This is a genomic window from Streptacidiphilus sp. BW17, from assembly GCF_041262485.1.
In the GTDB taxonomy this organism is placed as follows: domain Bacteria; phylum Actinomycetota; class Actinomycetes; order Streptomycetales; family Streptomycetaceae; genus Streptacidiphilus.
This window is the reverse complement of the sequence record NZ_JBGCCR010000003.1, coordinates 357,913-383,918: the sequence shown is the minus strand read 5'-3', so window position 1 is coordinate 383,918 and position 26,006 is coordinate 357,913. Positions and strand designations below refer to the sequence as shown.

The window sequence follows — 26,006 nt, the reverse complement described above, 5'->3', positions numbered from 1 at the left end:
CGGCCGAAGGAGTAGCAGCACGATGAACATCAACTGGGCTGCCCTGGGCAGCACGTTCGGGGTCAGTGTCGTGATCGCCGTGGCGGTGGTCGGGGCGTTCTGCGTCGGCGTCAGCGCACTGGCCCGCCGGGAGCGGGTCTCCGGCGGCGGAGCGGGGGCGCTGTCGCTGGGCACGGCGGTCCTCAGCTTCGCGCTGTGCGCGAGCGCGGTGGGCTACGGCCTGTACCTGATCGCCGGCGGCTGAGCAGCAGCCCTGCGGAGCGGGCACAGCTGCAGGGCGCGGTAGCCGCACCATTCAGGGGCGCGGCGCGCTGCTGATGTGCGGCTCCGCCGCGTGAGCGCGACAAGCCTCCCTGGGCGGACGGTCCTCAATGGACAGGGCTGTCCGCACCTGGCGGTTGCTCGCGTAGTTCCCCGCGCCCCTGTTGTGCGCGCTCGCTCCCGTGCGATTCGCTCAGCCCGGGGCGACCGCCCCGGGGGCGGAGGGAGGCGGCGAGCATCGTCGCGGCGACGCCGACCACGCTCCAGACGACGAGGACCAGGACGGGCCGGAGGATCGTCCCGGCGTGGAAGTACGCGACGACGCGGTTCAGGTCCGTGCCCGCGCCGTTCGGGAGCCAGGGGCCGATGGCCCGCCAGAAGGACGGCAGCAGCGGGGGCGGGAAGACGCCGCCGGCGCTCGGGTTGCCCAGGATGACGAAGAGCAGCACCGCGATCCCGATGCCGATGACGTCGAAGAAGCACTGCAGCGCCATCGTCACCGCGCCGACGCCGAAGACCACCAACGTGCCCACGCCCCAGAGCGCGACCACGCTCCCCGGCAACGCGCCGAGAACCGGGCCCGCGATCACCGCCCCGCCGAGACCCGCTGCGACGGAGTACAACAGCAGCGAGCCCAACCGGATGACCGCGCGTCGCGGATTCGCGGGCCGGGTGCCCGCGCTGATGCCCAGCAGCGAGGCGACCAGGTAGCCGCCGACGCACCAGCCGATGGCGAGGTAGAAGCCCGACAGCCCCTCCGCGTCCCCGGATGCCAGCGGAACCACGTCGGTCACGGCGACAGTGCGGCCCTGCCGCTGCTCGGCGGCGGTGACGACCTGGGTGACCGCGGTCGCCAGCGCGGGACCGGCGGCGTTGGCGACCAGCAGGCGGTCCTGGGTTCCGGTCGGATTGACGACCAGCGCGGAGTAGATCTTCTGCGTCCTGATCCGGTCGACGGCCGTCGGCTCGTCGGCGACCGGACTCGCGTCCAGCTCCTGCCTGGGCAGGGCGTTGAGCCCGGCCACCGTCTGCGCGCTGACCTGCGGCGGCGCGACGACGCCGATCGAGGCCCGGTGCGGGTACGGGTGATGCAGCGCGCCGATGTAGGACACGATGAAGCCGAACTGGAGCAGCAGCACTGCCACCACCAGCATCGCCGTCCGGCCGTTGACGGCGTCCCTGAGCTCCCCGAGGAAGCCCCGCTGTCCGGTCGCCCCCGCTCGCCCGCTCGCGCTCAGTCCACTGGCCATGTGGGGTCCGTTCGTCCGTTGCTCTGCACTGGATCATGAAACGGACATCAACCTACATATCCCACTTTTCAGCACGCCGGAGCCACGCCGACGAACCCGACGCCCCGTCAGCCTGCCTGCCCGCTCAACCTCAGAACCTGGGCGCGCGCCGCTCCAGGAACGCGGCGAGGCCCTCCCGGACGTCCGGAGTGGTCCGGGAGGCGCGCTCCCAGGAGGCGACGGCCACCTGCGGGTCGCCGCCGCCCACGGTCGCGTCGACGACCGCCTTGACCGCGCCCTGCGTCTGCGCCGAGCGGGAGGCGAGGGTCCGGGCGAAGGCGAGCGCGCGGTCGGCCAGGGCCCCCGCGTCGTCCGCGACCTCGTCGACCAGACCGAAGGTCAACGCCTGGTCCGCCGTCACCAGTTCGGCGGAGTAGAGCAGGTATTTCGCACGGGCCGGGCCGAGCAGCCGGGCCAGGCGGGCGGTCGGTACCGACGGATAGACGATGCCGAGCTTCGCCGGAGTGATGCCCAGGCGCGCGCCGCGCGCGGCGAACCGCAGGTCACAGGCGACGGCGAGCTGGCAGCCACCGCCGACGCACGGGCCGTCGATCACGGCCAGCGTCGGATGCGGGAACTCGGCCAACGCGGTCTCGGCGGCGACGTTGACGGCGTGGTAGGCGTCCGCGGCGTCCGGGCTGCCGTAGACGTCGGCCAGCTCGGCGATGTCCGCGCCGGCGGAGAACGCCCCGCCCGCGCCCGCGAGCAGCAGCACCCGGACGCCCGGCTCCTCCGCCAGGCGGGCGAGCATCCCCGGGATCGCGGCCCACATCGTCCGGGTGAGCGCGTTCCTCTTCTCCGGCCGATCGAGCGTCAGAACGGCGACGCCGTCCTCCCCGAGGGCGAGCCGGAGGCCCGGGACGGAGTACGGCAGGTCCTTGCGTTCGGCGGTCAGCACGCCTCGATCATCCGTCAGATGCTCGCCGCGCGGATATGTGACCTTCTGCATATCGTCGGGACGGTGAGCCCCCTGGATCGACGTGCCCTCCTCTGCGGCGCCGCGCTCGGCGCAGCCGGCACCGTGCTCAGCGCCTGCGCGAACGGCACGGACGCCCGCCCGTCCCCGACCGGATCACGCGCATCCACCGCACCGGGCGCGTCCGGCGCGCCGGCGACGCATGCCGCCACGGCGTCCCAGGCGCTCGCCGACCTGCCCTTCGAGATCCAGTCAGGGCCGACGACCACCGACCGGGTGGCGCTCACCTTCCACGGCCAGGGCGATCCGGCGATCGCCCGCAGCGTGCTCGCCGAGGCCGAGCGCGCGCATGCCCGGATCACGGTGATGGCCGTCGGCAGCTGGCTGGACGCGTACCCCGAGATGGCGAAGCGGATCCTGGACGGCGGCCACGAGCTCGGCAACCACACCCAGAACCACCTGGCGATCTCCTCCCTCTCCCCCGACCAGGCGTACGCCGAGATCGACCGTTGCGCCCAGCGGCTGCGGCAGCTGACCGGCTCGATCGGGACGTGGTTCCGGCCGTCCCAGGCGCAGGACTGCACCGCGTCCGTCTCCGCCCAGGCACGCCGCGTCGGCTACACCCACTGCCTCTCCTACGACGTGGACTCGCTCGACTGGCAGGACCCCGGCACCGCCGCGGTGACCCGGACCGTGCTGGAGAAGACCCGGGCCGGGTCCGTCGTCTCGATGCACTTCGGGCACACCGGCACCGTCGCCGCCCTGCCCGCGATCCTTGCCGGCCTGCACCAGCGCGGACTGAGCGCGGTCACGACCTCGGAGCTGCTGAGCTGATGCCGATGCGCACCCCTCGCCGCCTTGCCACCGCCTTCGCACTGGGCGCCGCCGCGCTGCTGGTCACCACCGCCTGCTCGTCCGGCGGCGCCTCGACGCAGGACGCCGCGCAGAAGCTCGGCGGAGCTGCGGCGCGCGAGGCCGCCGAGGCCGCGGCCGCGGGACAGAGCCGGGACCCGAACGCCCTCCCGGGCATGCCCCCGCTGCTCTCCCCCACCGACCTCTACGCCGCCGACCGGCCGAACCAGCTCTCACCGGTGGTCAAGGACTTCCCGTCCCGGATCTACGTGCCCAACACGCTCTCCGACACGGTCACCGTGATCGACCCCGCCACCTACAAGGTGCTCGACACCATCCAGGTCGGCAACGAGCCGCAGCACGTGGTCCCCTCCTGGGACCTGAAGACGCTCTGGGTCAACAACGACCTCGGCAACACCCTCACCCCGATCGACCCGGCCACGGGCAAGGTCTCGGGCCGGACGCTCGACGTGCACGACCCGTACAACCTCTACTTCACCCCGGACGGCAAGTACGCGATCGTCATGGCCTCGGCCGACCACCAGCTGGTCTTCCGCGACGCGCACACCATGAAGGTGGTCAAGGCCGTCCCGTCCCAGTGCGACGGCGTCAACCACGCGGACTTCTCGCCGGACGGCCGGTACTTCATCGTCTCGTGCGAGTTCTCCGGCGACCTGCTCAAGATCGACACGGAGAAGATGGCGATCACTGCCGAGCAGAAGATCCCGTTCCAGGGCTCGATGCCGCAGGACGTGAAGATCTCCCCGGACGGCAAGGTCTGGTACATCGCGGACATGGTCGCCAACGGCGTCTGGGAGATGAACGGCGACACCTTCTCCAAGCCGACGCTGCTGAAGACCGGCGCCGGTGCGCACGGCCTCTATGTCAGCCGGGACTCGAAGTCCCTGTACATCTCCAACCGCGGCGAGGGCTCGGTCTCGGTGCTGGACTTCGCCACCGGCAAGCTGCTCCACAAGTGGTGGATCCCCGGCGGCGGCAGCCCCGACATGGGCGGTGTCTCGGCCGACGGCAAGGTGCTGTGGCTCTCCGGCCGCTACAACGGCGTCGTCTACGCGATGTCGACGACCGACGGGAAGCTCCTCGCGGAGATCCCCGTCGGCGAAGGTCCGCACGGGCTCTGCGTCTACCCGCAGCCCGGCCGGTACTCCTTGGGCCACACTGGCATCTTCCGCTGAGGGCCCCGGGCACACCGGACGCGGGTCAGCCGGCCTGCTCCATCTCGGCGCGGGCGGCAGCGATCTCCTCTGCGGAGATGGTCAGCGTCTCGTCCGGAGCCGGCTTCGGCTCGAGATCGGCCCGGCCGGAGGCGTCGCTGAGCTTGATCAGCAGGGCGACCATGATCCAGTTCGCCACGGTCGACGAACCACCCTGGGCGAGGAACGGCAGCGCCTTACCGGTCTGCGGGATCAGTCCGATGACACCACCGGTGACGACGAAGACCTGCAGCAGCAGGGCCGAGGCCAGACCGGCCGCGAGCAGCTTGCCGAACGGGTCGGTCAGCCGGACGGCGGTGCGCATGCCGCGCTGCGCCAGGAGCAGGTAGAGCACCAGCACGACCATGATCCCGGCGGTGCCGAGTTCCTCGCCGATCGTGGACAGGATCCAGTCGCTGCGGCCGGCGAAACCGATCAGCCAGGAGTCGCCCTTGCCCAGACCGGTGCCGAGCAGTCCGCCGTGTCCCAGGCTGAACAGCGACTCCGCGAGCTGCGGCGAGGAGCCCTGCGGCGGGGAGGGGTTGTAGTAGGCGAAGGGGTCGAGCCAGTTGGTGATGCGGTACTTGACGTGCGAGACCAGGGTTCCCGCCGCGACCGAGCCGCCCACGGCCATCAGCGCACCGAGGACGACCCATCCGGTCCGCTCGGTGGCCACGTAGAGCATGATGATGAAGGCACCGAAGAAGATCAGCGAGGTACCGAGGTCCGATTCGAAGACCAGGACGACCAGGCTGACCGCCCAGACGACCAGGATCGGACCCATGTTGCGCCCGCGCGGCAGTGCGATGCCCATGAACCTGCGGCCGACCAACGCGAGCGCGTCGCGGTTGGCCATCAGGTAGCTGGCGAAGAAGACGATCATGGTGAGCTTGGCGAACTCACCGGGCTGGACCTGGATCGGGCCGAGGATGACCCAGCGTCGGGCGCCGTAGGTGTCCGCGCCGAAGAAGGCGGGCGCGACCAGCGCGATCAGCGAGACCGCCATCAGCAGGTAGGTGTAGCGCGCGAGCATCCGGTGGTGCTTCACGAAGTAGATCACCGCGCCGAAGACCATGATCGCGATCGCGGTCCACATGATCTGGTTCGGCGCCATGGCCGTGGAGTTGTAGACCTTGATGTACGACGCGTCGAGCCGGTGGATCAGGACCAGGCCCAGCCCGGTCAGCACGACGGCTATCGGCAGGATCACCGGATCCGCGTAGGGCGCCCAGAACCGCACCATGACGTGCGCCAGCACCGCCAAGGCGCCCAGGCCCACGACCTGGAGCACGAAGCCGCTGGGCAGGGTGCCGTTCAGCCCCAGCTCGGCGGTGGCATCGGCGAAAGCACAGACGACGACCGCGAAGAGGAGCAGCATCAGCTCCAGGTTCCGCTTGCGTTTCGCTCCCGGTGCCACGGCTGCGCTCCGCGAGCTCCGTGCGCCCATCTTCTGCACCCACCCAACACTCTGCGACGTTCCGACTCCTGCGCTCCGCGCTCCTGGCTCGGAGAACCGTGGCATTGTCGCAGGTCTCGTTCGGAGGTGGGAACGCGCACGGGCCCGTTCCGGTTCTCTGGCGGGCAACACTGTGACGGAGTCGACGTCTGCCAGGGCCTCACCTTTGACGCGGTGGCGAACCATGCAGCACACAAGGGGCGCGGGGCTCCGCTGATATGCGGCCCCGCGCCCCTTGGTAGTTCGACTCCCTGCGGCAACAACAGCGCGTCACCGCCGTCAGGCGGCCAGCGGCTCCGGCTTGCTCAGCGACACGGCAGGCTCCAGCGCCAGATCCAGCACCTGACGGACGTCACCGACCGCGTGGACGGTGAGGCGCGCCAGGACCTCCGCCGGGACGTCGTCCAGGTCCGCCTCGTTGCGGGAGGGGATCAGGACCGTCGTGATCCCGGCCCGGTCCGCCGCCAGCAGCTTCTGCTTGACGCCGCCGATCGGCAGCACCCGCCCGGTCAGCGAGACCTCGCCGGTCATCGCGACATCCGGTCGGACCTTCCGCCCGGACAGCAGGGAGGCCAGGGCCGTGGTCATCGTCACACCCGCGCTCGGGCCGTCCTTCGGGACCGCGCCCGCAGGAACGTGGATGTGGACGCCGCGCTCACGCAACGTGGTGACCGGCAGTTCCAGCTCCGCTCCGCGCGAGCGCAGGAACGAGAGCGCGATCTGCGCGGACTCCTTCATCACCTCGCCGAGCTGGCCGGTGAGCTGCAGTCCGGTGCCGCCCGTCTCCGGGTCGGCCAGCGACGCCTCGACGAAGAGCACGTCGCCGCCCGCGCCGGTGACCGCCAGGCCCGTCGCCACGCCCGGCACCGCCGTGCGCCGCTCCTCCGGCTCCTGTGCGTGCTCCGGGGTGAACCGGGGACGGCCGATCAGGCCGCGCAGGTCCGCCTCGCCCACGGTGCGCGGCAGTTCCGCGCCCGCCTCGCCGAGCTCGTTCTGGGCCGCGACCTTGCGCAGGATCCGCCCGACCGCGCGCTCCAGCGTGCGGACGCCCGCCTCACGGGTGTACTCGGCGGCCAGCTTGCGCAGCGCGTCCTCGGCAAGGACGACCTCGTCAGCGCCCAGACCGGCACGCTCCAGCTGACGCGGGAGCAGGTGGTCACGGGCGATGACGACCTTCTCGTCCTCGGTGTAGCCGTCGAGCCGGACCAGCTCCATCCGGTCCAGCAGCGGCTCGGGGATCGCCTCCAGCACGTTGGCCGTGGCCAGGAAGACCACGTCCGACAGGTCGAGCTCGACCTCCAGGTAGTGGTCGCGGAAGGTGTGGTTCTGCGCCGGGTCCAGGACCTCGAGCAGCGCCGCCGCCGGGTCGCCCCGGTAGTCCGAGCCGACCTTGTCGATCTCGTCCAGCAGCACCACCGGGTTCATCGACCCGGCCTCCTTGATCGCCCGCACGATGCGGCCCGGCAGCGCGCCGACGTAGGTACGCCGGTGGCCGCGGATCTCCGCCTCGTCACGGACACCGCCGAGCGCGACCCGGACGAACTCGCGTCCCATCGCCCGCGCCACGGACTCGCCCAGCGAGGTCTTGCCCACACCGGGCGGACCGACCAGCGCCAGCACCGCTCCCCCGCGACGCCCGCCGACCAGGCCGAGCCCACGGTCCGAGCGCCGCTTGCGCACGGCCAGGTACTCGACGATCCGCTCCTTGACGTCGTCGAGGCCGAAGTGGTCCGCGTCCAGCACGGCACGCGCTCCGGCGATGTCGTAGGCGTCCTCGGTGCGGTCGTTCCAGGGCAGCTCAAGGACGGTGTCCAGCCAGGTGCGGATCCAGCTGCCCTCGGGCGAGGCGTCGCTGGAACGCTCCAGCTTCTCGACCTCCTTGAGCGCGGCCTCACGGACCTTCTCGGGCAGGTCGGCGGCCTGCACGCGGGCGCGGTAGTCCTCCTCCTCGGAGTCCGGCTCGCCGTTGAGGTCGGACAGCTCCTTGCGGACGGCCTCCAGCTGGCGGCGGAGCAGGAACTCCTTCTGCTGCCTCTCCATGCCCTCCTGGACGTCCTTGCTGATGGTCTCCTGGACCTCCGCCTCGGCGAGGTGGTCCTTGAGCAACTGCAGCGCGTAGCCGAGCCGGGCCACCGGGTCCAGCTCCTCCAGGACGCGCAGCTTCTGCTCGGTGGTGACGAAGGGCGCGTAGCCGATGTTGTCGGCCAGCTCGGAGACGCCCTCGATCTGCGCGAACCGGTCCACGACCTGCCACGCGCCGCGCTTCTGCAACCACGTCGTGGTCAGCGCCTTGTACTCCTTGACGGTCTCCGCGATCGCGCCCGGCAGCGGCGACGGCACCTCGGGCTCGTCGGCCGGCACCGCCTCCACCCAGAGGGCGGCGCCCGGGCCCGTCGTGCCCGTGCCGATGCGGACCCGGCGCACACCGCGGACGAGCGCGGCCGGGTCGCCGTCGGCCAAGCGGCCGACCTGCTCCACCGTCGCCAGCGTGCCGATCGCGCCGTAGGCGCCGTCGACGCGCGGCACCAGCAGCACCCGCGCCTTGCGGGCGCCCGCCACCGTACGGATTCCCGGCGCGTGCGCACCGGTCTCCCGGACCGCCGCCTGCGCGGCCTCCACGGCGGCACGGACATCCTGGTCGGACAGGTCGAGCGGGACGACCATGCCAGGGAGGACCGCATCGTCGTCGAGCGGCAGCACCGGCAGGGTGAGCGTTCCTGAAGTCGAAGCCATGATCTCTCCACGGTCATGCAAGTTGAGTTACCTGCACTAAAGGTTCATGACCCCACTATTGTTCCCCGGCGCATGTTCGCTCTGAGCGATCAGGCGTATCGGGCACGATAGGACCCATGTCCACGCATCACCACGACGCCGCGCACCCCGAGCACGCCGGCCCCGACGAAACGCCGGAACTGCTCGACCGCCGCGAGGGCCCGTTCGGCGAGGTCGCCCTGCGCCGCCGCGGCGCGGATTTCGAGATCATCGCCAACGGCACCTTCCTGATGGACACCTCCGACGGGCGCTCCGAGCGCCTCCTCATCAGCGCCGCCCTGGACGCCCTGGATTCCCCACGCGGGGCACACGTGCTGATCGGCGGACTGGGCGTCGGCTTCTCGCTCGCCGAGGCCGCGCAGGACAAGCGCCCGGGCCGGATCACCGTGGTGGAGCGGGAGAAGGCGATCATCGACTGGCACACGCAGGGTGACGCCCCGCTGGCGCCGTTCGCCGGAACAGGTCACACCGATCCGCGTATCGAGATCGTCAACGCCGACCTGCTGGACCACCTGCGCACCACCGAGCACCGGTACGACGCGCTCTGCCTCGACATCGACAACGGTCCCGACTGGACCGTCACCGAATCCAACGACTCCCTCTACAGCGAGGCCGGCCTGGACCTTCTTGAGCAAACACTTGCTGATGAAGGTGTGCTCGCGGTGTGGAGCGCGGCACATTCGCGCACCTTCGAAGCACGTCTTCGCGCCCGATTTGCCCGAATCGAAGTCATCGAAATCCCGGTACAGGTGGAACGAGGCGTTCCTGATGTCGTGTACCTGTCCTCGCGCGTCTAGTTAACGCACGGTATGGTCCTTGCCCGTGCCACCCCTCGAAGGGTCGGTTTATCCGACGACGGCCTGCCACAGCGGGCCCAGGGTCCGTACGCTGCGAGCAGTGGCGGACTGAGCGAGTCGGGGGTGGGGCACCGTACCGAAGACGACCCGGCGGCCCGAGATTCAGTTCGGGCCGGAGAACGCGAGGCCCTGGGGGCGGTGGCGTGACCGTGACGGATGTACAGCAGCAGACCAACAACGGGCTGGGTAACCAGCGCCGAGTGCTGGTAGTCGAGGACGAGCCGACGATCGCCGAGTCGATCGCGGCCAGACTCGGCGCCGAGGGCTTCCGCGTCGCGGTCTCCCACGACGGGCCGACGGCGGTCGACTGCTTCCAGACCTGGCAGCCCGACCTGGTCGTGCTGGATGTGATGCTGCCCGGCTTCGACGGGCTGGAGGTCTGCCGCCGGATCCAGGCGCAGCGCCCGGTCCCGGTGCTCATGCTCACCGCACGTGACGACGAGACGGACCTGCTGGTCGGCCTCGGCGTCGGTGCGGACGACTACATGACGAAGCCGTTCTCCATGCGCGAGCTGGCGGCCCGCGTCAACGTGCTGCTGCGCCGCATCGAGCGCGCCCAGCTGGCCGCGCGGACGCCGATGGGCGGCACGCTGCGCCTCGGCGAACTGGAGATCGACCACGTCCAGCGTCGGGTCCGGGTCACCGGCGAGGATGTGCACCTGACCCCGACCGAGTTCGACCTGCTGGCCTGCCTGGCCCAGCAGCCGCGCGCGGTGCTCACCCGGGAGCAGCTGCTGGCCGAGGTCTGGGACTGGACCGACGCGTCCGGCACCCGCACCGTCGACAGCCACGTCAAGGCGCTGCGCCGGAAGATCGGCGCCAACTGGATCCGCACCGTCCACGGCGTCGGCTACGCGCTGGAGTCCCCCGCACCGTGAGCAGGAGTGTTCCCGCACGTCGGCGCGAACTCCCGCACCAGCCCCCGCAGCCACCGAAGGCGGCGGGAGGCCGGGACGCGCACGCCAGCCGCGCGGAGCGCTTCTGGGCCGGGCTGCGCCCGTTCGACCCGCTCCGCTCGGTCAAGGCCAAGCTGAACGTGCTGGTCCTGGCCTCGGTCTGCATCTCCACGCTGATGGTGGTGCTGGCGCTGAACTCCTCCACCCAGATCCGGGTGGTGATGATCTTCTCGGTGATCGCCTCGCTGCTGATCACCCAGCTGCTCGCCCACGGCATGACCGCCGGGCTGCGCGAGATGACCGCCGCCGCGCGGGCGATGGCCGCCGGCGACTACACCCGCCGGGTGCACACCCGCTCCCTGGACGAGGTCGGCGAGCTCGCCCACGCCTTCAACACCATGGCCGACGACCTGGACGCGGCCGACCGCCAGCGCCGCGAGCTGATCGCCAACGTCTCCCACGAACTGCGCACCCCGATAGCCGCACTGCGCGCCGTGCTGGAGAACGTCGTCGACGGCGTGGTGGAGCCGAAACCGGCCACCATGGCCGCCGCGCTGGAGCAGACCGAGCGGCTGGGCCGCCTGGTCTCCCATCTGCTGGACCTGTCCAAGCTCGCCGACGGGGTGGACGCGCTGGAGCTGCGCGGCTTCGACGTCGAGCCGTTCCTGGCCGGGGTGCTGCGCGGGCTGACCGTTGACGGCTCCGTCTCCGGCGGCGCGAGCAAACGCCGCACCGACGTCTCGCTGCGCCTGGACGTCGCCGACGGGCTCACCGCGCACGCGGACCCGGAGCGCCTGCACCAGGTCGTCGCCAATCTGGTCGACAACGCCTGCCGGCACAGCCCACAGGACGGCACGGTCACCGTACGGGCCCGCTCGGCCGGTTCCGGCGGCCTGGTCGTCGACGTCGCGGACGAGGGCCCCGGCATCGCCCCCGAGGACCGGACCCGGGTCTTCGAGCGCTTCGGCCGCGGCAGCTCGGCCACCGCGCAGGGGCCCGGCGCGGACGGCGGCACCGGTCTCGGTCTGGCCATCGCCCGCTGGGCGGTCGAACTGCACCGCGGCGCCATCGCCGTCGCCGACTCACCGAAGGGCTGTCTGATCCGCGTCGAGCTCCCCGGCCCGCGCCGCGAGCCGCGCGAGGGGCGCGACCTGCGCGATCCCTGGGAACCGGCGATCCTCCCGCACATGCACCCGTGAGCCGAAAGTATGCCCGATTCGCCGGGTTTCGACCGCACGAACAGCCTCTCGTTCTCCCCAACCGCGCCCGACTTCTAACCTCTCGTTTCGGCCATTGTTTGCGGCCGGACTGTGATCTGGGCGACGCTTGCCGTGCGGGACCTGCGCGGACGTGCGGCGGAGGCGTAGCCTTACTACCCGCTGTCCACCATCCACACGGAAGCGGAAGAGGGCGGTTGCCGCCGTGTCTCCACAGTCCCCACACACCAGCTCACCTGCCACCTCGGCCGAGCCCGGCCCCGGCGCCGCGTTCGGTCCGAACGAGTGGCTCGTGGACGAGATCTACCAGCAGTACCTCCAGGATCCGAACTCGGTCGACCGGGCCTGGTGGGATTTCTTCGCCGACTACAAGACCAGCCACGCCAAGAAGGCGGGTGCCACCGCCGTCGCCGCGACCGGGACGCCCACGACGCCCCCGGTCCCGGCTGCCGCTGCGGTACCCGCCCCGGCTCCGGCTCCGGCTGTTGCTCCCGCGCCCGTAGCCACTCCGGCTCCGGCCGCTGCTCCCGCGCAGCCGGTCGCCGCGGCTCCCGCCGCCCCCTCCGTTGCAGAGCCGCTGACCCAGCTCCCTGCGACCCCTGCCGCGCCCACCCAGCGCGTGCCCGCCACTCCGGCCACCCCGGCCGAAACCGCTAAGGACAGCACCAACGTGACCGCCCCCGCCGAGGCACCGTCAGGACCCGAGCTCGTCGCGCTGAAGGGCCCGAGCGCCCGGATCGTGGCGAACATGGACGCCTCGCTCTCGATGCCGACCGCGACCAGCGTCCGCGCCGTCCCCGCGAAGCTGCTGATCGACAACCGCATCGTCATCAACAACCACCTGAAGCGCGCCCGCGGCGGCAAGGTCAGCTTCACCCACCTCATCGGCTACGCCATGGTCCAGGCCATCAAGGCGATGCCGGCGATGAACCACGGCTTCCAGGAGAAGGACGGCAAGCCCTTCCTGGTCAAGCCCGAGCACGTCAACCTCGGCCTGGCGATCGACCTGACCAAGCCGAACGGTGACCGCCAGCTCGTGGTGGCCGCGATCAAGAAGGCCGAGACCCTCGACTTCTTCGGCTTCTGGCAGGCCTACGAGGACATCGTCCGCCGCGCCCGCCAGAACAAGCTCACGGTCGACGACTTCTCCGGCGTCACCTGCTCGCTGACCAACCCCGGCGGCATCGGCACCGTCCACTCCGTCCCGCGCCTGATGCCCGGTCAGGGCACCATCCTGGGCGTCGGTTCGATGGAGTACCCGGCCGAGTTCCAGGGCGCCTCCGAGGAGACGCTGGCGGGCATGGGCATCTCCAAGGTGATGACGCTGACGTCCACCTACGACCACCGGGTCATCCAGGGCGCCCAGTCCGGCGAGTTCCTGCGCACGATCCACCAGCTGCTGCTCGGCCAGGACGGCTTCTACGACAAGATCTTCGAGTCGCTGCGGATCCCCTACGAGCCGGTCCGCTGGGCGACCGACGTGGCCCGCACCCACGACAACGAGGTCAACAAGACCGCCCGCGTGATGGAGCTGATCCACTCCTTCCGCGTCCGCGGTCACCTGATGGCCGACACCGACCCGCTCGAGTACAAGCAGCGCAAGCACCCGGACCTCGACGTCCAGGCGCACGACCTGACGCTGTGGGACCTGGAGCGCGAGTTCGCGGTGGGCGGCTTCGCCGGCCACACCATGATGAAGCTGCGCGACATCCTCGGCGTGCTGCGCGACTCGTACTGCCGTACCGTCGGCATCGAGTACATGCACATCCAGGACCCGAAGCAGCGCCGCTGGATCCAGGCCCGCGTCGAGCGCGGCACCGACCGTCCGGAGCGCGAGGAGCAGCTGCGCATCCTGCGCCGCCTCAACGCCGCCGAGGCGTTCGAGACCTTCCTGCAGACCAAGTACGTCGGCCAGAAGCGCTTCTCGCTGGAGGGCGGCGAGTCCGTCATCCCGCTGCTGGACGCGGTGCTGGACTCGGCCGCCGAGGCCCGCCTGGTCGAGGCCGTCATCGGCATGGCCCACCGCGGCCGTCTGAACGTGCTGGCCAACATCGTCGGCAAGTCCTACGCGCAGATCTTCCGCGAGTTCGAGGGCAACCTCGACCCGAAGTCGATGCACGGCTCCGGCGACGTGAAGTACCACCTCGGCTCGGACGGCACGTTCACCGGCCTGGACGGCGAGACCCTCAAGGTCTCCCTCGCGGCCAACCCGTCCCACCTGGAGGCGGTCGACCCGATCGTCGAGGGCATCGCCCGCGCCAAGCAGGACATCCTCGACAAGGCCGGCGACTCGTTCGACGTCCTGCCGATCCAGATCCACGGCGACGCGGCCTTCGCGGGCCAGGGTGTCGTGGCCGAGACGCTGAACATGTCGCAGCTGCGCGGCTACCGCACCGGCGGCACCGTGCACGTGGTGATCAACAACCAGGTCGGCTTCACCGCCGCCCCGGCCGCCTCGCGCTCGTCGATGTACTGCACCGACGTGGCCCGCATGATCGAGGCCCCGATCTTCCACGTCAACGGCGACGACCCGGAGGCCGTGGTCCGCGTAGCGCGGCTCGCCTTCGAGTTCCGCCAGGCGTTCCACAAGGACGTCGTGATCGACCTCATCTGCTACCGCCGCCGCGGTCACAACGAGGCCGACAACCCGTCGTTCACCCAGCCGCTGATGTACGACCTGATCGACAAGAAGCGCTCGGTGCGCAAGCTCTACACCGAGGGTCTGATCGGTCGCGGCGACATCACGCTGGAAGAGGCCGAGCAGGCGCTCAAGGACTACCAGGACCAGCTGGAGAAGGTCTTCGCCGAGGTCCGTGAGGCCTCCGGCACGCCGGCCCAGCCGGTCTCCGAGCGTCCGCAGGCGACCTTCCCGGTCTCGGTCGGCACCGGCATCTCCCAGGAGATGGTCAAGCGCATCGCCGAGTCCCAGGTCGCGCTGCCCGAGTGGCTGACGGTCCACCCGCGTCTGCTGCCGCAGCTGCAGCGCCGCGCGGCGATGATCGAGGACGGCACCATCGACTGGGCCATGGGCGAGACCCTCGCCATCGGCTCGCTGCTGATGGAGGGCCACCCGGTTCGCCTGGCCGGCCAGGACAGCCGTCGTGGCACCTTCGGCCAGCGCCACGCGGTGCTGATCGACAACAAGACCGGCGAGGACTACACCCCGCTGCTCTACCTGACGCAGGACCAGGCCCGCTACACCGTCTACGACTCGCTGCTCTCCGAGTACGCGGCGATGGGCTTCGAGTACGGCTACTCGCTGGCCCGCCCGGACGCGCTGGTGATGTGGGAGGCGCAGTTCGGCGACTTCGTCAACGGCGCGTCCACCGTCATCGACGAGTACATCGCCTCGTCCGAGACCAAGTGGGGCCAGAACTCCGGCGTCACGCTGCTCCTCCCGCACGGCTACGAGGGCCAGGGCCCGGACCACTCGTCCGCCCGCCCGGAGCGCTTCCTGCAGCTGTGCGCGGAGAACAACATGACGGTCGCCATGCCGACGCTGCCGTCGAACTACTTCCACCTGCTGCGCTGGCAGACGCACAACCCGCACCACAAGCCGCTGATCGTCTTCACCCCGAAGTCGATGCTGCGTCTGAAGGCCGCGGCGTCCAAGGCAGAGGAGTTCACCCAGGGCGGCTTCCGCCCGGTCATCGGCGACTCGACGGTCGACCCGGCGAACGTGCGCAAGGTCGTCATCACGGCCGGCAAGTTCTACTACGACCTTGCCGCCGCCCGCACCGAGCGCGGCATCACCGACACGGCGATCGTCCGCGTCGAGCGGCTCTACCCGCTCCCGGTCAACGAGCTCCAGGAGGAGCTCAAGCGCTACGGCACCGACGTCCAGTACGTCTGGGCCCAGGAGGAGCCCTCCAACCAGGGCGCCTGGCCGTTCATCGCGCTGAACCTGGTGGACCACATCGACGTCGTCGTCGGCCCCTCCGCCAGCCGCCAGCGCCTCCGCCGCGTCGCCCGCCCTGCCTCCTCCGCCCCGGCGGTCGGCTCGGCCAAGCGCCACGCGCAGGAGCAGCAGCAGCTGATCGACGAGGTGTACACCCTCTGATCAGCCGCTGGTGACATCCACCTGATGCGCTGAAGGGACCCGGTACCCCAGTTGGGGTGCCGGGTCCTTTGCTTTTGCCCGGTCACACCCCCGACCCACCTTTCCGACGCGAGCCGGTAGCATCGTTTCGGCTAAAGTGAGATGTACACGACACCGGGGGGCCGGATGGCCGGGGAAAGACCTACTGCGTACTGGACGTGGCAGCTGGAACTGCCCACTGGCGACGTCGTGCGCAGCAGCGTGGATGCGGTCCTCACGGTGGTCTTCCTCTTGGGCCGCGAGCACCTCGCTGTCGCTGTGCCGCACATGACCGTCCGTGCCGGTACGGTCTCCGCGGAGTTTGCCGTGCATGGGAGTTCCCTGGCCGAAAACGCGGCTCGCATCGCGGAAGAGCTACAGAACGCCGGTGGTGACTCCTCGGACCGCGGGGTGAGCATCCTCACTGACTGTGTCGGCACATGGGTCGACGCAGACGGTGAGTCACATCGCGAACCGCTGCTGACTCGCGTCCGTGCGGAAGCGCAGGACGGACGGTTGTCCATCGCCGTCGCTGCTTTCGGCGACGCCTTCCTCCCCTGGGATCTGTCCGGCGCACCGCAGCCGGCGGTCTACCAGCGCAACGCCCCACGTCTGGCCGCCGCCCTGGCGGCGATCACGGTGGCGCTGCGTTCACCGATCCACCCTGGTGACGAAACGGCACTGGCCCTGCCCACTGCGGGCGGAGCGGTGAACCGGCTCAACGCGGACGGTGAAGTACTGGACCTGACCGTCCCCCTTGCACGGCTGACGTCGAACACTCCGCTCTTCGTTCCGACGCACCCCAGCGACGATCAGATGGTCTTCGAACTGCTGGGCAGCCCCGAGGGCCCGGTGCCCGTCGCCTTCACATCCTTGGACATCCTCATCGAACGGCTGGGAACTGCGCAGCCGTGGGCTGCCGTGCGCGCAGAAAGGTTCATCACCCTAATGGATCGCCTCGGAGCCCCTCCGGTCCGCCTCGACCCGCCGGTAGTGCCAGACGCACGCCGTTGGATGGCGGACGATGTGCTGGCCTATGAGGAGGAGTTCAGTCGTGGGTAACAGCTATCAGGTCGTGTTGGCGGATTTGGCCGCCATGGCCAAGACGTACCACTCACAAGCGGACCACTACCGCTCCCTGAAGGTCCAGGTCAGCCCACCTCTGGTGGACGGCAGCGACCCAGGGTTCAACGACGCGCTGCAAACCATCATGGACTCACTCGACTCACTCCACACCAAGATGGCGGACAAGATCGACGACCACGGCGACAAGCTCAGCTACACACACGACTCCTATCAGCGTCGCGACGTGGACGTGCACGGGGTCTTCGAAGATCTGATGCCGGACTCATGAGCCCGGGAAGCGACAACTGGATCGGTGGCGACTTCACCGGCCTCCAGCACATGGGCGCCACACTGACCGGCGCCGTTGAGGCACTTCAGTCGGTGGTCGCCCCACTCGACAGCGGAGTTGACTCGCTGGTGAGCTCGGCCGGTTGGCAGGGTGACGCGGCCACCAGCTTCCGGAAGGCCTGGACAACGGACTCGATCACAGCGGGCGGCTTCTCCGATCTGGTCGGCTCGGTTGGGAAGACCCTGAGCAGTCTGGGCGACTCCCTCTCATCGCTCAACGACGCGCTTTACAACGCGGCGCAGACCGCGAAGAGCAAGGGCCTCCAAGTCGGCCCACACGGCGAACCGCTGACGACGGTGGCGAACGCGAGCGACCCCGCGCTCAACGAGTACACCCAGGTCTACGACGCGATCACGGTGCAGGCGCAGAACGCTCGGGTCAAAGCGGCGGAGGCTCTGCAGGGGTTCTACGCGGACATCGACCCGGACCAGCCGATGCAAACGAGCGACAAGATGACGGTCGCCGCCTTCCTCCGAGATCTGTATGCCACAAGAGACGACCGCAAGAGCGTGGCGGCCGACAAGGCGAACGAGGAGTTGGCTGAAGCCAAGAAGTCTCGGGACGCCGCCCAAGCAGCACTCAAGACCGAAGTCTCCTCGCTCGGCAAGAAGATGCAAGGCGTCCGCACAGACCTGAGCTCGTTCAAGGACTACAAGTCGGCTGTCACGGACTTCAAGGCGAGCGAGACCAAACTGGCTGCGGCGCTGGACAGTCGGAACGCCTTCTCGAAGCTCGTCAACTTCAAGACCGGTGACCTCGACGGCCTGAGCGAGTTGCTGTCCAAGTTCAAGTACGCGCCGGACTTCCTTAAGGACATCCCGGATTTGGACGTTGCCGCGGCGCTGACTGGCTCGGGATTCGAAGCAATAAAGGACCACGACGAAGGTTGGTCATGGACCCACTCGATCCTGGTGGACGGGGGTGCGGCCGTGGGCGGTGTGGTGGCTGGGGTTGCGCTCGTTGCAGCCGCCCCTGAAGAACTGACCGGTGCAGCCTATGTGACCGCGACTTCTTTGGAGCTCGCGGGTGCAGTCGCTGTCGGCGTCGGCATCGACAAAGCGGTACACGAGCACTGGAGCGAGGACATCCACGACCATGGGGTCGTAGGCGGGCTGGCTCACGGGAGCTGGAACGTCCTCAAGCGAACCGGAAAATCTATGTGGGGCGATGTGACGGGAGCATGGCATGGAATCACCGGCCTCTTCTGACGAGTACGCGCAGTACGCACCAAGTCCCTTGTCAGTACAGTTTGTCGGTACCACCTGGGTGGATCGGGGACCGGCGTACTGGACTCGGCGAGTCCTGCTCACCCTCGTGCGCGGGTTCATGGTCTTTCTCATGGCATTGCTGGCCGGGTCGATCTTCTACGGGATGAGCACCGAGCACCTGTCGCTGGGGACTCGCGTGCTCCTCTCCGTCGGCATGACAGTTCTGATCGCCGTGGGCTTCGCTTTCGGCGTTCGGGAATCGATCCTGATCAACCGGACCACGCTGACCCCCGAAGAGTGGCGCGAGCACCGAAGCGAGCTCCGGCGCCGCCTCCCTTGGCCGGTCAAGCTGATGATGAACTCCATCGTCCTGATCGCTCTGCTCCCGATTGTCGGGCCGTTCGTCTTGGGCTTCGCGCTCTCGTGGATCCCTGGCACCACGCTCGGTCGGGAGCTGCCGGCCGAGCGCGGTGCCCGCGCCCGCCTTGCGGCGGATCAGCAGCGCTACGACCGACTCTTTCACCGTGAGCCCGCCTGAGCTGTCGTACCCTTCGGGCGAGGACTTCAGTGAGAGGAAAAGCAACAGCCGTGTACTTCACCGACCGTGGCATCGAGGAGCTGCAGAACCGCCGGGGCGAGGAGGAGGTCAGCTTCGACTGGCTGGCCGACCGGCTGCAGGAGTTCGTGGACCTGAACCCCGAGTTCGAGGTGCCGGTGGAGCGGCTGGCGACGTGGCTGGCACGGCTCGACGACGAGGACGACGAGTAGCGGCTCAGGCGGTACCCGACTCATCCCCGAGGCGACCCCGACACGATCCCGGACGCGACCCTGAGATTCGCGATATAGCTTGACTCCTGGCGAGTGCGATATATCGTGAGGAGCAGAAGGCCGCGCCCGGTTCGGCGCGGTGCAGCCGCGGCTACGCCGCACGCATCGGGGAGACCGGTATGTCGGAGCACTGGACGATCAGCGAGCCCCAGAAACTCGTCTTCGACGAGGCGGTACGACGCCTGCGGGTGCGTACGGTCGCCGGCGCGGTCAACGTGGTCGCCGGTGAGGGCCCCGCGCGGGTCGAGGTCACCGAGATCGAGGGGCCGCCGCTGCTGGTGAGCCTCGAGGACGGCGAGTTGCTGGTCACCTACGAGGACCTCAAGGTGAAGGACTTCCAGTGGAAGGCCCTCGGCCGCTGGATCGAGGGTCTGCGGCAGAAGCGCCGCGTCGTGGTCTCCCTGGTCGTGCCGGCCGACGTCACGGTCGAGCTCGGCTCCGCCTCGTCCGACGCGGTGGTGTCCGGGGTGACCGGACGAGTCCACGCGAACACCGCCAGCGGCGATCTGACGCTGGTTCGGGTGAGCGGCCCGGTCGACGCCAACACGGTTTCGGGTGCGGTGGAGGCGCACGGCACCTCCGGCGGGCTTAAGATCAATACCGTGTCCGGCGCGCTCACCGTCTTCGCCGGTACCAGCGGCGCGCTGAAGGCCAACTCCGTCAGCGGCGCGATGACGGTCGACCTCGACCGTCCGACGGCCGCCGACGTGGAGCTGACCAATGTCTCCGGCGAGGTGGCCGTACGCATCCCCGCTCCGGCGGACGCCGAGGTCAGGGCCGACACGACGAGCGGCGACATCTCCTCCTCCTTCGACCAGTTGCAGGTCGGTGGCATGTGGGGGGCCAAGCGCATCACCGGAACGCTGGGCAAGGGCACCAGCCGTGTGAAGATCACCACGGTTTCCGGGTCCGTCGCCGTCCTGCGTCGCCCCACCGACGAGGACGACTCCGTGCAGGACACCCCCCAGGACGCCACTCCCGACTCCCCGCTCGCGATCGACTTCCAGAAGGGGGCTGACGAGGCATGAGCCGCCCTGTCTTCGCTCACGGACGCCTGCGTCTGTACCTGCTCAAGCTGTTGGACGAGGCCCCGCGCCACGGCTACGAGGTGATACGCCTGTTGGAGGAGCGCTTCCACGGCCTCTACGCGCCCTCCGCCGGAACGGTCTACCCCCGGCTGGCCAAGCTGGAGCAGGAGGGCCTGGTCGAGCACTCGGTCGAGGGCGGCCGCAAGGTCTACCGGATCACCGAGGCCGGTCGCGCCGAACTCACCTCCCGCGCGGCCGAGTTGGCCGAGCTCGAGGCCGAGATCCACGACTCGGTCTCACAGCTTGCCGACCAGATCCGTGAGGACGTCCGCGACTCCGCGCAGAATCTGCGCGAGGAGATGCGGACCGCCGCCCGGGAGTCGCGCCGTCAGGTGCGCTTCGGGGACGAGACCTGGCGTGCCGACCGCGAGTCCTGGCAGCGTGCCAAGGATGAGTGGCGCGTCGCCAAGGAGCAGGCCAAGGAGCAGACGCGGGAGGCCAAGGAGCAGGCCCGGTCCGCCCGTGAGGAGGCCCGCGAGGCCAGGGAGCAGGCCCGCGCGGTGCGCGAGCAGGCCCGTCGCGAGGCGAGCCGGATCGGCGATCAGATCCGCACCCACATCAAGAGCGGTGACTGGCCCACCGGCCTGTCCGAGGGCCTGTCCGAGTTGACCCGCACCTTGAGCGGCCTGGCGGATCCGAGCCGTTGGACTCCCCCGGGCGCCCAGACCGGCGCGTCGCACAGCGCTCCCGGCGCTCCCGAGGACCGGAAGCCAGGCCCGGACGAGCCGGTCGACTTCGGCAAGGCCGACCAGGCCGACGAGCAGCCGGCGGACCTGCCCGGGTGGGCGAGCGTCGACCCGGCGGGCGAGCCGCTGCGCGAACTGAGCGGCCTGCTCGACCGGTTCCGCGACGAGGTACGCGACCACGCGCGCGACGCGGGCGTCACCGCGGACAGCCTGCAGCGCGCCCGGTCCGCCCTGGCGGACGCCGCAGCACGACTGCGTCGGCGGTAACTCCTAAGACCAGCCCGGGGGTTAAGGCCGATCGGCCAGGGACGTGGGGCCCTGGCCGATCGGTCCCACCGCATCGCGACGCGAGCGTCACCGCGCCGCACCCCGCCACAGCCGTCCTACGGCTCCAGGACGATCTTTCCGAAGAGGTCGCCCTTCGCCATCCGCGCGAAGCCCTCGCGTGCCTCGGAGAGCGGCAGCACCGAGTCGACGACCGGGCGCACCCCCGCCGTCCGGCAGAAGTTGAGCAGGCCGGCCAGCTCCTCCTTGGTCCCCATGGTCGAGCCGACCACCTTGAGCTCCAGGAAGAAGATCCGGGTCAGCTCCGCCGCAGGCGGGTTGGGTCCGCTGGTGGCACCGGAGATGACCAGCGTCCCGCCGGGCCGGAGCGACTTGATCGAGTGCGACCAGGTCGCCGCGCCGACGGTCTCCATGACGGCATCGACGCGTTCGGGCAGCCGGGCCCCGCTGGGGAACCAGGCGTCGGCGCCCAGTTCGACCGCACGGGCGCCCTTGGCCTCGTCGCGGCTGGTCACCCAGACCCGCAGACCTGCGGCCTTGCCCAGCACGATGAGCGCCGTGGCCACGCCGCCGCCCGCGCCCTGGATCAGGACGGTGTCGCCGGGCTTCACGCCCGCGTTGGTGAAGAGCATCCGATACGCCGTCAGCCACGCCGTCGGCAGGCAGGCCGCCTCCGCGAAGGAGAGCTCGGCGGGTTTGGGCAACAGGTTCCAGGTCGGAACGGCGACCTTCTCGGCGAAGCTGCCCTGGTAGTGCTCGGTCAGGATGGACCGCGGCTCCTTGGGCCCGACGCCGTGACCGGTCTGGCCGATGACGGAGTGCAGGACGACCTCGTTGCCGTCCTCGTCGACGCCCGCGGCGTCACAGCCGAGGATCATCGGCAGCTTCTCGGCGGGGAGCCCGACCCCGCGCAGCGACCACAGATCGTGGTGGTTGAGGGAAGCGGCCTTGACGGTGACGATGCTCCAGCCGGGCCTCGCCTCGGGCTCGGGGCGCTCCCCGAGCTCGAGACCGCTCAGCGGGTCGTCCGGTGCGATACGGGCGGCATAGGCGGCGAACATGCCATGACCCTAGAACCGCGCGCGACCGTCGCGGAACCGCGCCACGATGTGATCTACGGCTCCGCGACGGTCGCGGGGTGTGCGTGCTAGGACGCCAGGGCCCATCTGACCCTGGCGCACAGCGTCAGGCGCGGGCGACGCCCTCGGCGCGGGCGGCCTCGGCGACCGCCTTGGAGACGGCCGGGGCGACCCGCGGGTCGAACGGGCTCGGGATGACCATGGCGGCGGACAGCTCGTCACCGACCAGCTCGGACAGCGCGGTGGCCGCAGCGATCTTCATGCCCTCCGTGATGCGCGAGGCGCGCACCTGGAATGCGCCGGCGAAGATGCCGGGGAAGGCCAGCACGTTGTTGATCTGGTTCGGGAAGTCCGAGCGCCCGGTGGCCACGACCGCCGCGTACTTGTGCGCGACGTCCGGGTGCACCTCGGGGTTCGGGTTGGCCATGGCGAAGATCATGCAGTCCTTGGCCATGGTCGCCACGACGTCCTCCGGCACGGTGCCGCCGGAGACGCCGATGAAGACGTCGGCGCCGGCCAGCACGTCGGCCATCGAACCGGTCAGGCCACCGCGGTTGGTGAGCTCGGCGATCTCACGCTTGACGTCGGTCAGGTCGGTGCGGCCGACGTGGACCACGCCCTTGCGGTCGCACAGGGAGACGTCGCCGATGCCCGCGCCGACCAGGATCTTGGCGATGGCGATGCCCGCCGCGCCCGCACCGGAGATGACGGCGCGCAGGTCGGCCAGGGTGCGACCGGTCAGCTTGGCGGCATTCCGCAGCGCGGCCAGGGTGACCACGGCGGTGCCGTGCTGGTCGTCGTGGAAGATCGGGATGTCGAGGGCCTCCTGCAGGCGGCGCTCGATCTCGAAGCAGCGCGGCGCGGAGATGTCCTCCAGGTTCACCCCACCGAAGGACGGCGCGAGCCGGACCACGGTCTCGACGATCTCGTCGACGTCCTTGGTGTCCAGCGCGATCGGCACCGCGTCGACGCCGCCGAACTGCTTGAACAGGATCGCCTTGCCCTCCATGACCGGGAGGGAGGCCTGCGGGCCGATGTCACCGAGGCCGAGCACGGCGGTGCCGTCGGTGACGACCGCGACCACGTTGGAGGTCCAGGTGTAGTCGTGGACCAGCTCGGGCTGCTCGGCGATGGCCGTGCAGACCCGGGCGACGCCCGGGGTGTAGGCCAGGGAAAGGTCGTCCGCGTCACGCACCGGAACGGTCGCGCTGATCTCCATCTTGCCGCCGCGGTGCAGGGCGAAGGCGGGATCGATCGGATCCTTCTCGTCGAGGGGACGGGGACTGATGATCTCGGCTGCCACGAGGACCTCTTCGTCGTCGTTCTGTGAGGGTTGGTATGTCTGGTGATGCGTCTGATGCGTCCGGTTCGGTGCCGATCTCGACACTAGTCGCGGCGCCGGCGCCACAGCTTCGTCTTTTCGTCCCCCAGGTTCGGGGTCCATGCTCGGTCGCGTCGTGAGATCCGCCCGCACAAGACGGGACGCGAACCAGCAAATATGAACGAATGGGACGAACAGTAAAAACACCGCGCGCGGCGAGAGGCCGGGTTGCGGACCGGTGCCTCGGATCCGGAGCGCTGTCGTGCTTCCGGTCCTGCACACCGCCCGGATCGGTGCCGATCCGGTGGGCCTACTCGACTGACGGGGGTCACCCGTGAGCTGATTTTGGCACAGTCGCCTCGATCCTGGGCAATGAGGCCGCTCGAGATTCGGTCTTGTTCATCACATGTTCCGTTCAACCGCCATACTGCGGACGCTGTCCGCACCCGGAGGTACGCGCATCGGAACCGATCGTAATACCCTGGCTGAGAGTACAGTCATTACCAGCGAGTACCACCCGGCACCACACTGCGCCCACCACGCGGTACCACCGACGGCAGTCGGTGCCGGTCTGTCAGCTTTCACGGGCCACGGACACCTCGGGACGACTCATGGAACTCACCACCTACGCGGAGTTCGCCGTCAGGCTGGTCAACACCGAGGAACCCGAGCGCGGCAAGGACGTACTCACCACGGTCGACGAGGTCCGCCGCCTGTTCAGCGCGGGCGGCCGGGGCACGAAGCTGGTCGAGGTGGCGGACGTCCCGCAGCTGCGGGCGGTCCGGAACCGCCTGCGGTCGGTCTTCGAGTCCGCGGCGGAGGGCGACCAGACGCGCGCCGTCGACATGCTCAACGAGCTGCTGATCGAGTACCCGGTCAGCCCGGTCATCTCGGGCCACGGCTACCTCGACGAGAACGGCCGCCCGCTGTGGCATATGCATCTGGCGGAGAACGCCTCGACCGCGACCTCGCTGTACGCGGCACTGGCCAGCATGGGCCTGGCGATGCACCTCACCGCCCACGGCGCGGACCGTCTCGGCATCTGCCAGGCGGCGCCGTGCCGCAACGCGTATCTCGACACCTCCACCAACCGCAGCCGCCGCTACTGCAGCGACCGCTGCGCGACGCGCGCGAACGTCGCGGCGTACCGCGCGCGGAAGCGCGAAGCGGCTTCCGCGTGAAGACGCACTACCGCCGATAGTCGCACTTTCAGGGGCGCGGGGCTCTGCCTACAGGCTCGGCAGGCGGCGGAAGTCGCCGAGGCGGCGGGACATCGCGTACGGCATGGCGCGGAGCGCCGGTTGCCACCAGGTGGACGGGGCGAGCCAGGCGAGGCGTGGGGCGTAGCGGAGCAGGACGCGGCCGAGGACCAGGTCCTCCGGCACCGGGCCGTAGTCACGGCTGTCGCTCTCGACGGCGCTGTTGTCGGAGAGGAGCCACCACCCGCCCGGGCGACGTTCCACCGCACGCTTGACCACGATCAGGTCCTGGCGGAGCGGGTGCTGCGCCACCACCACCGCCCCCGGCCGAAGTCGCGCGCCGTAGTGGCAGATCAGGCGATCGCCATGGGACAGCGTGGGCGCCATCGACGGTCCATCGACGACCAGCACGCCGAACCGACCGGTGACCGACCCGCCCTCCGGTGGCTCCTGTGGCAGCCGCAGCTGCGGCTGCCCGCCGGGTTCACCCATCCGCTCGGCCATTCCGTTCATCCTCGCCCACCGCTCGGGACCCGTTCGATTCCATCTTCGCAAGCCTGCGGGGCAAGTCCACCTCTCTTCTACGACCTTTGCCCTAAGCCTCCGGGGCGGACGCGAGTCCGACGCCTTTCGGCGGTAACCTCCTCCTGGGAAGACGATCACAGGAAGGACTCCCATGTTCTCTCGGCTGTTTGCACCGCGGGTCACTGTCCACGCTCACTGCGACCTCCCGTGCGGCGTGTACGACCCCGCTCAGGCGCGCATCGAGGCTGAGTCGGTCAAGGCCGTCCAGGAGAAGTACCAGGCCAACGAGGACCCGCACTTCCGCGCTCGCGCGACCGTGATCAAGGAGGAGCGCGCGGAGCTGGCGAAGCACCACGTCTCCGTGCTGTGGAGCGACTACTTCAAGGCTCCGCACTTCGAGAAGTACCCCCAGCTGAGCCAGCTGGTGAACGACACCCTGAAGGCCCTGTCCGCGGCCAAGGCCTCCACCGACCCGGCGACGGGCCAGAAGGCGCTCGACCTGATCGCGGAGATCGACAAGATCTTCTGGGAGACCAAGAAGGCCTGAGTCCACGGACTCTGAGGC

23 protein-coding genes are annotated in these 26,006 nt (G+C 69.8%); 16 read left to right on the top strand and 7 right to left on the bottom strand.

The window, feature by feature from the left end; all coding sequences use genetic code 11:
• Positions 1–22: 22 nt before the first annotated feature.
• On the top strand, positions 23–244 hold the full coding sequence (locus ABH940_RS05760) for a hypothetical protein (RefSeq protein WP_370060920.1): 222 nt from the start codon (positions 23–25) through the stop codon (positions 242–244).
• Between the two features lie 124 nt (positions 245–368).
• On the opposite strand, the gene ABH940_RS05755 is transcribed toward ABH940_RS05760, so the two are convergent.
• Positions 369–1,511 (bottom strand): DUF3533 domain-containing protein, encoded by a 1,143-nt coding sequence (locus ABH940_RS05755; protein WP_370104525.1) that lies wholly within the window; start codon positions 1,509–1,511, stop codon positions 369–371.
• 130 nt (positions 1,512–1,641) lie between these two features.
• Positions 1,642–2,499, bottom strand: coding sequence for an enoyl-CoA hydratase/isomerase family protein (locus tag ABH940_RS05750; RefSeq protein ID WP_370104523.1), 858 nt, complete (start codon positions 2,497–2,499; stop codon positions 1,642–1,644).
• Positions 2,500–2,511: 12 nt separating this feature from the next.
• Between ABH940_RS05750 and ABH940_RS05745 the strand changes: the two genes are divergently transcribed.
• Both ABH940_RS05745 and ABH940_RS05740 read left to right on the top strand, forming a co-directional pair.
• A complete protein-coding gene (locus ABH940_RS05745; RefSeq protein WP_370104521.1) occupies positions 2,512–3,300 on the top strand; it encodes a polysaccharide deacetylase family protein in 789 nt (262 codons plus the stop codon).
• A 5-nt stretch (positions 3,301–3,305) separates the two neighbouring features.
• Complete coding sequence (locus ABH940_RS05740) at positions 3,306–4,514, top strand: hypothetical protein (protein ID WP_370104519.1); 1,209 nt, start codon at positions 3,306–3,308, stop codon at positions 4,512–4,514.
• Positions 4,515–4,539: 25 nt separating this feature from the next.
• On the opposite strand, the gene ABH940_RS05735 is transcribed toward ABH940_RS05740, so the two are convergent.
• Together ABH940_RS05735 and lon are read right to left on the bottom strand one after the other, a co-directional pair.
• Entirely contained in the window at positions 4,540–5,979 is a 1,440-nt protein-coding gene (locus tag ABH940_RS05735; protein WP_370060930.1) for an FtsW/RodA/SpoVE family cell cycle protein, read from the bottom strand.
• 288 nt (positions 5,980–6,267) lie between these two features.
• Complete coding sequence (gene lon, locus ABH940_RS05730) at positions 6,268–8,721, bottom strand: endopeptidase La (protein ID WP_370104517.1); 2,454 nt, start codon at positions 8,719–8,721, stop codon at positions 6,268–6,270.
• Between the two features lie 116 nt (positions 8,722–8,837).
• On the opposite strand from lon, the gene ABH940_RS05725 reads away from it, so the two are divergent.
• From ABH940_RS05725 to ABH940_RS05675, 11 genes are all read left to right on the top strand, one after another.
• Positions 8,838–9,557 (top strand): spermidine synthase, encoded by a 720-nt coding sequence (locus ABH940_RS05725; protein WP_370104515.1) that lies wholly within the window; start codon positions 8,838–8,840, stop codon positions 9,555–9,557.
• 209 nt (positions 9,558–9,766) lie between these two features.
• Positions 9,767–10,495 (top strand): response regulator transcription factor, encoded by a 729-nt coding sequence (locus ABH940_RS05720; RefSeq protein ID WP_196192708.1) that lies wholly within the window; start codon positions 9,767–9,769, stop codon positions 10,493–10,495.
• Positions 10,492–11,712 carry a sensor histidine kinase gene (locus tag ABH940_RS05715; protein WP_370060937.1) on the top strand — a complete coding sequence of 407 codons (1,221 nt, stop codon included), beginning with the start codon at positions 10,492–10,494 and terminating at the stop codon, positions 11,710–11,712. Before ABH940_RS05720 ends, ABH940_RS05715 begins: the two co-directional genes overlap by 4 nt.
• Before the next feature lie 223 nt (positions 11,713–11,935).
• The gene (locus ABH940_RS05710) at positions 11,936–15,790 is read left to right on the top strand and encodes a multifunctional oxoglutarate decarboxylase/oxoglutarate dehydrogenase thiamine pyrophosphate-binding subunit/dihydrolipoyllysine-residue succinyltransferase subunit (protein WP_370060939.1); all 3,855 of its coding nucleotides are present in this window, start codon (positions 11,936–11,938) and stop codon (positions 15,788–15,790) included.
• Between the two features lie 141 nt (positions 15,791–15,931).
• A complete protein-coding gene (locus ABH940_RS05705) occupies positions 15,932–16,870 on the top strand; it encodes an SAV_915 family protein (protein WP_370104513.1) in 939 nt (312 codons plus the stop codon).
• Positions 16,863–17,162 carry a DUF6317 family protein gene (locus ABH940_RS05700; protein WP_370104511.1) on the top strand — a complete coding sequence of 100 codons (300 nt, stop codon included), beginning with the start codon at positions 16,863–16,865 and terminating at the stop codon, positions 17,160–17,162. Before ABH940_RS05705 ends, ABH940_RS05700 begins: the two co-directional genes overlap by 8 nt.
• Positions 17,159–18,430, top strand: a complete 1,272-nt coding sequence (locus tag ABH940_RS05695; RefSeq protein WP_370104509.1) for a WXG100 family type VII secretion target — start codon at positions 17,159–17,161, stop codon at positions 18,428–18,430. Before ABH940_RS05700 ends, ABH940_RS05695 begins: the two co-directional genes overlap by 4 nt.
• A 130-nt stretch (positions 18,431–18,560) precedes the next feature.
• Positions 18,561–18,968: a hypothetical protein gene (locus tag ABH940_RS05690; protein ID WP_370060950.1), complete on the top strand. Its 408-nt coding sequence runs from the start codon at positions 18,561–18,563 to the stop codon at positions 18,966–18,968.
• Positions 18,969–19,018: 50 nt separating this feature from the next.
• A complete protein-coding gene (locus ABH940_RS05685; RefSeq protein WP_196192713.1) occupies positions 19,019–19,198 on the top strand; it encodes a DUF6104 family protein in 180 nt (59 codons plus the stop codon).
• A gap of 179 nt (positions 19,199–19,377) precedes the next feature.
• Entirely contained in the window at positions 19,378–20,286 is a 909-nt protein-coding gene (locus tag ABH940_RS05680; RefSeq protein WP_370060953.1) for a DUF4097 domain-containing protein, read from the top strand.
• On the top strand, positions 20,283–21,299 hold the full coding sequence (locus ABH940_RS05675) for a helix-turn-helix transcriptional regulator (RefSeq protein ID WP_370060955.1): 1,017 nt from the start codon (positions 20,283–20,285) through the stop codon (positions 21,297–21,299). Before ABH940_RS05680 ends, ABH940_RS05675 begins: the two co-directional genes overlap by 4 nt.
• Positions 21,300–21,415: 116 nt before the next feature.
• Here the strand turns inward: ABH940_RS05675 and ABH940_RS05670 are convergent, their stop codons facing one another.
• Together ABH940_RS05670 and ABH940_RS05665 are read right to left on the bottom strand one after the other, a co-directional pair.
• Positions 21,416–22,378, bottom strand: a complete 963-nt coding sequence (locus tag ABH940_RS05670) for a zinc-binding dehydrogenase (RefSeq protein ID WP_370060957.1) — start codon at positions 22,376–22,378, stop codon at positions 21,416–21,418.
• 124 nt (positions 22,379–22,502) lie between these two features.
• Positions 22,503–23,699, bottom strand: coding sequence for an NADP-dependent malic enzyme (locus ABH940_RS05665; protein WP_370060959.1), 1,197 nt, complete (start codon positions 23,697–23,699; stop codon positions 22,503–22,505).
• Positions 23,700–24,328: 629 nt separating this feature from the next.
• Between ABH940_RS05665 and ABH940_RS05660 the strand changes: the two genes are divergently transcribed.
• Entirely contained in the window at positions 24,329–24,898 is a 570-nt protein-coding gene (locus ABH940_RS05660) for a CGNR zinc finger domain-containing protein (RefSeq protein WP_370060961.1), read from the top strand.
• A 48-nt stretch (positions 24,899–24,946) separates the two neighbouring features.
• On the opposite strand, the gene sodX is transcribed toward ABH940_RS05660, so the two are convergent.
• Positions 24,947–25,420 (bottom strand): nickel-type superoxide dismutase maturation protease, encoded by a 474-nt coding sequence (sodX, locus tag ABH940_RS05655; RefSeq protein WP_370060963.1) that lies wholly within the window; start codon positions 25,418–25,420, stop codon positions 24,947–24,949.
• Positions 25,421–25,592: 172 nt separating this feature from the next.
• Between sodX and sodN the strand changes: the two genes are divergently transcribed.
• Positions 25,593–25,988, top strand: coding sequence for a superoxide dismutase, Ni (sodN, locus tag ABH940_RS05650; protein ID WP_196192719.1), 396 nt, complete (start codon positions 25,593–25,595; stop codon positions 25,986–25,988).
• Positions 25,989–26,006 lie beyond the last annotated feature (18 nt).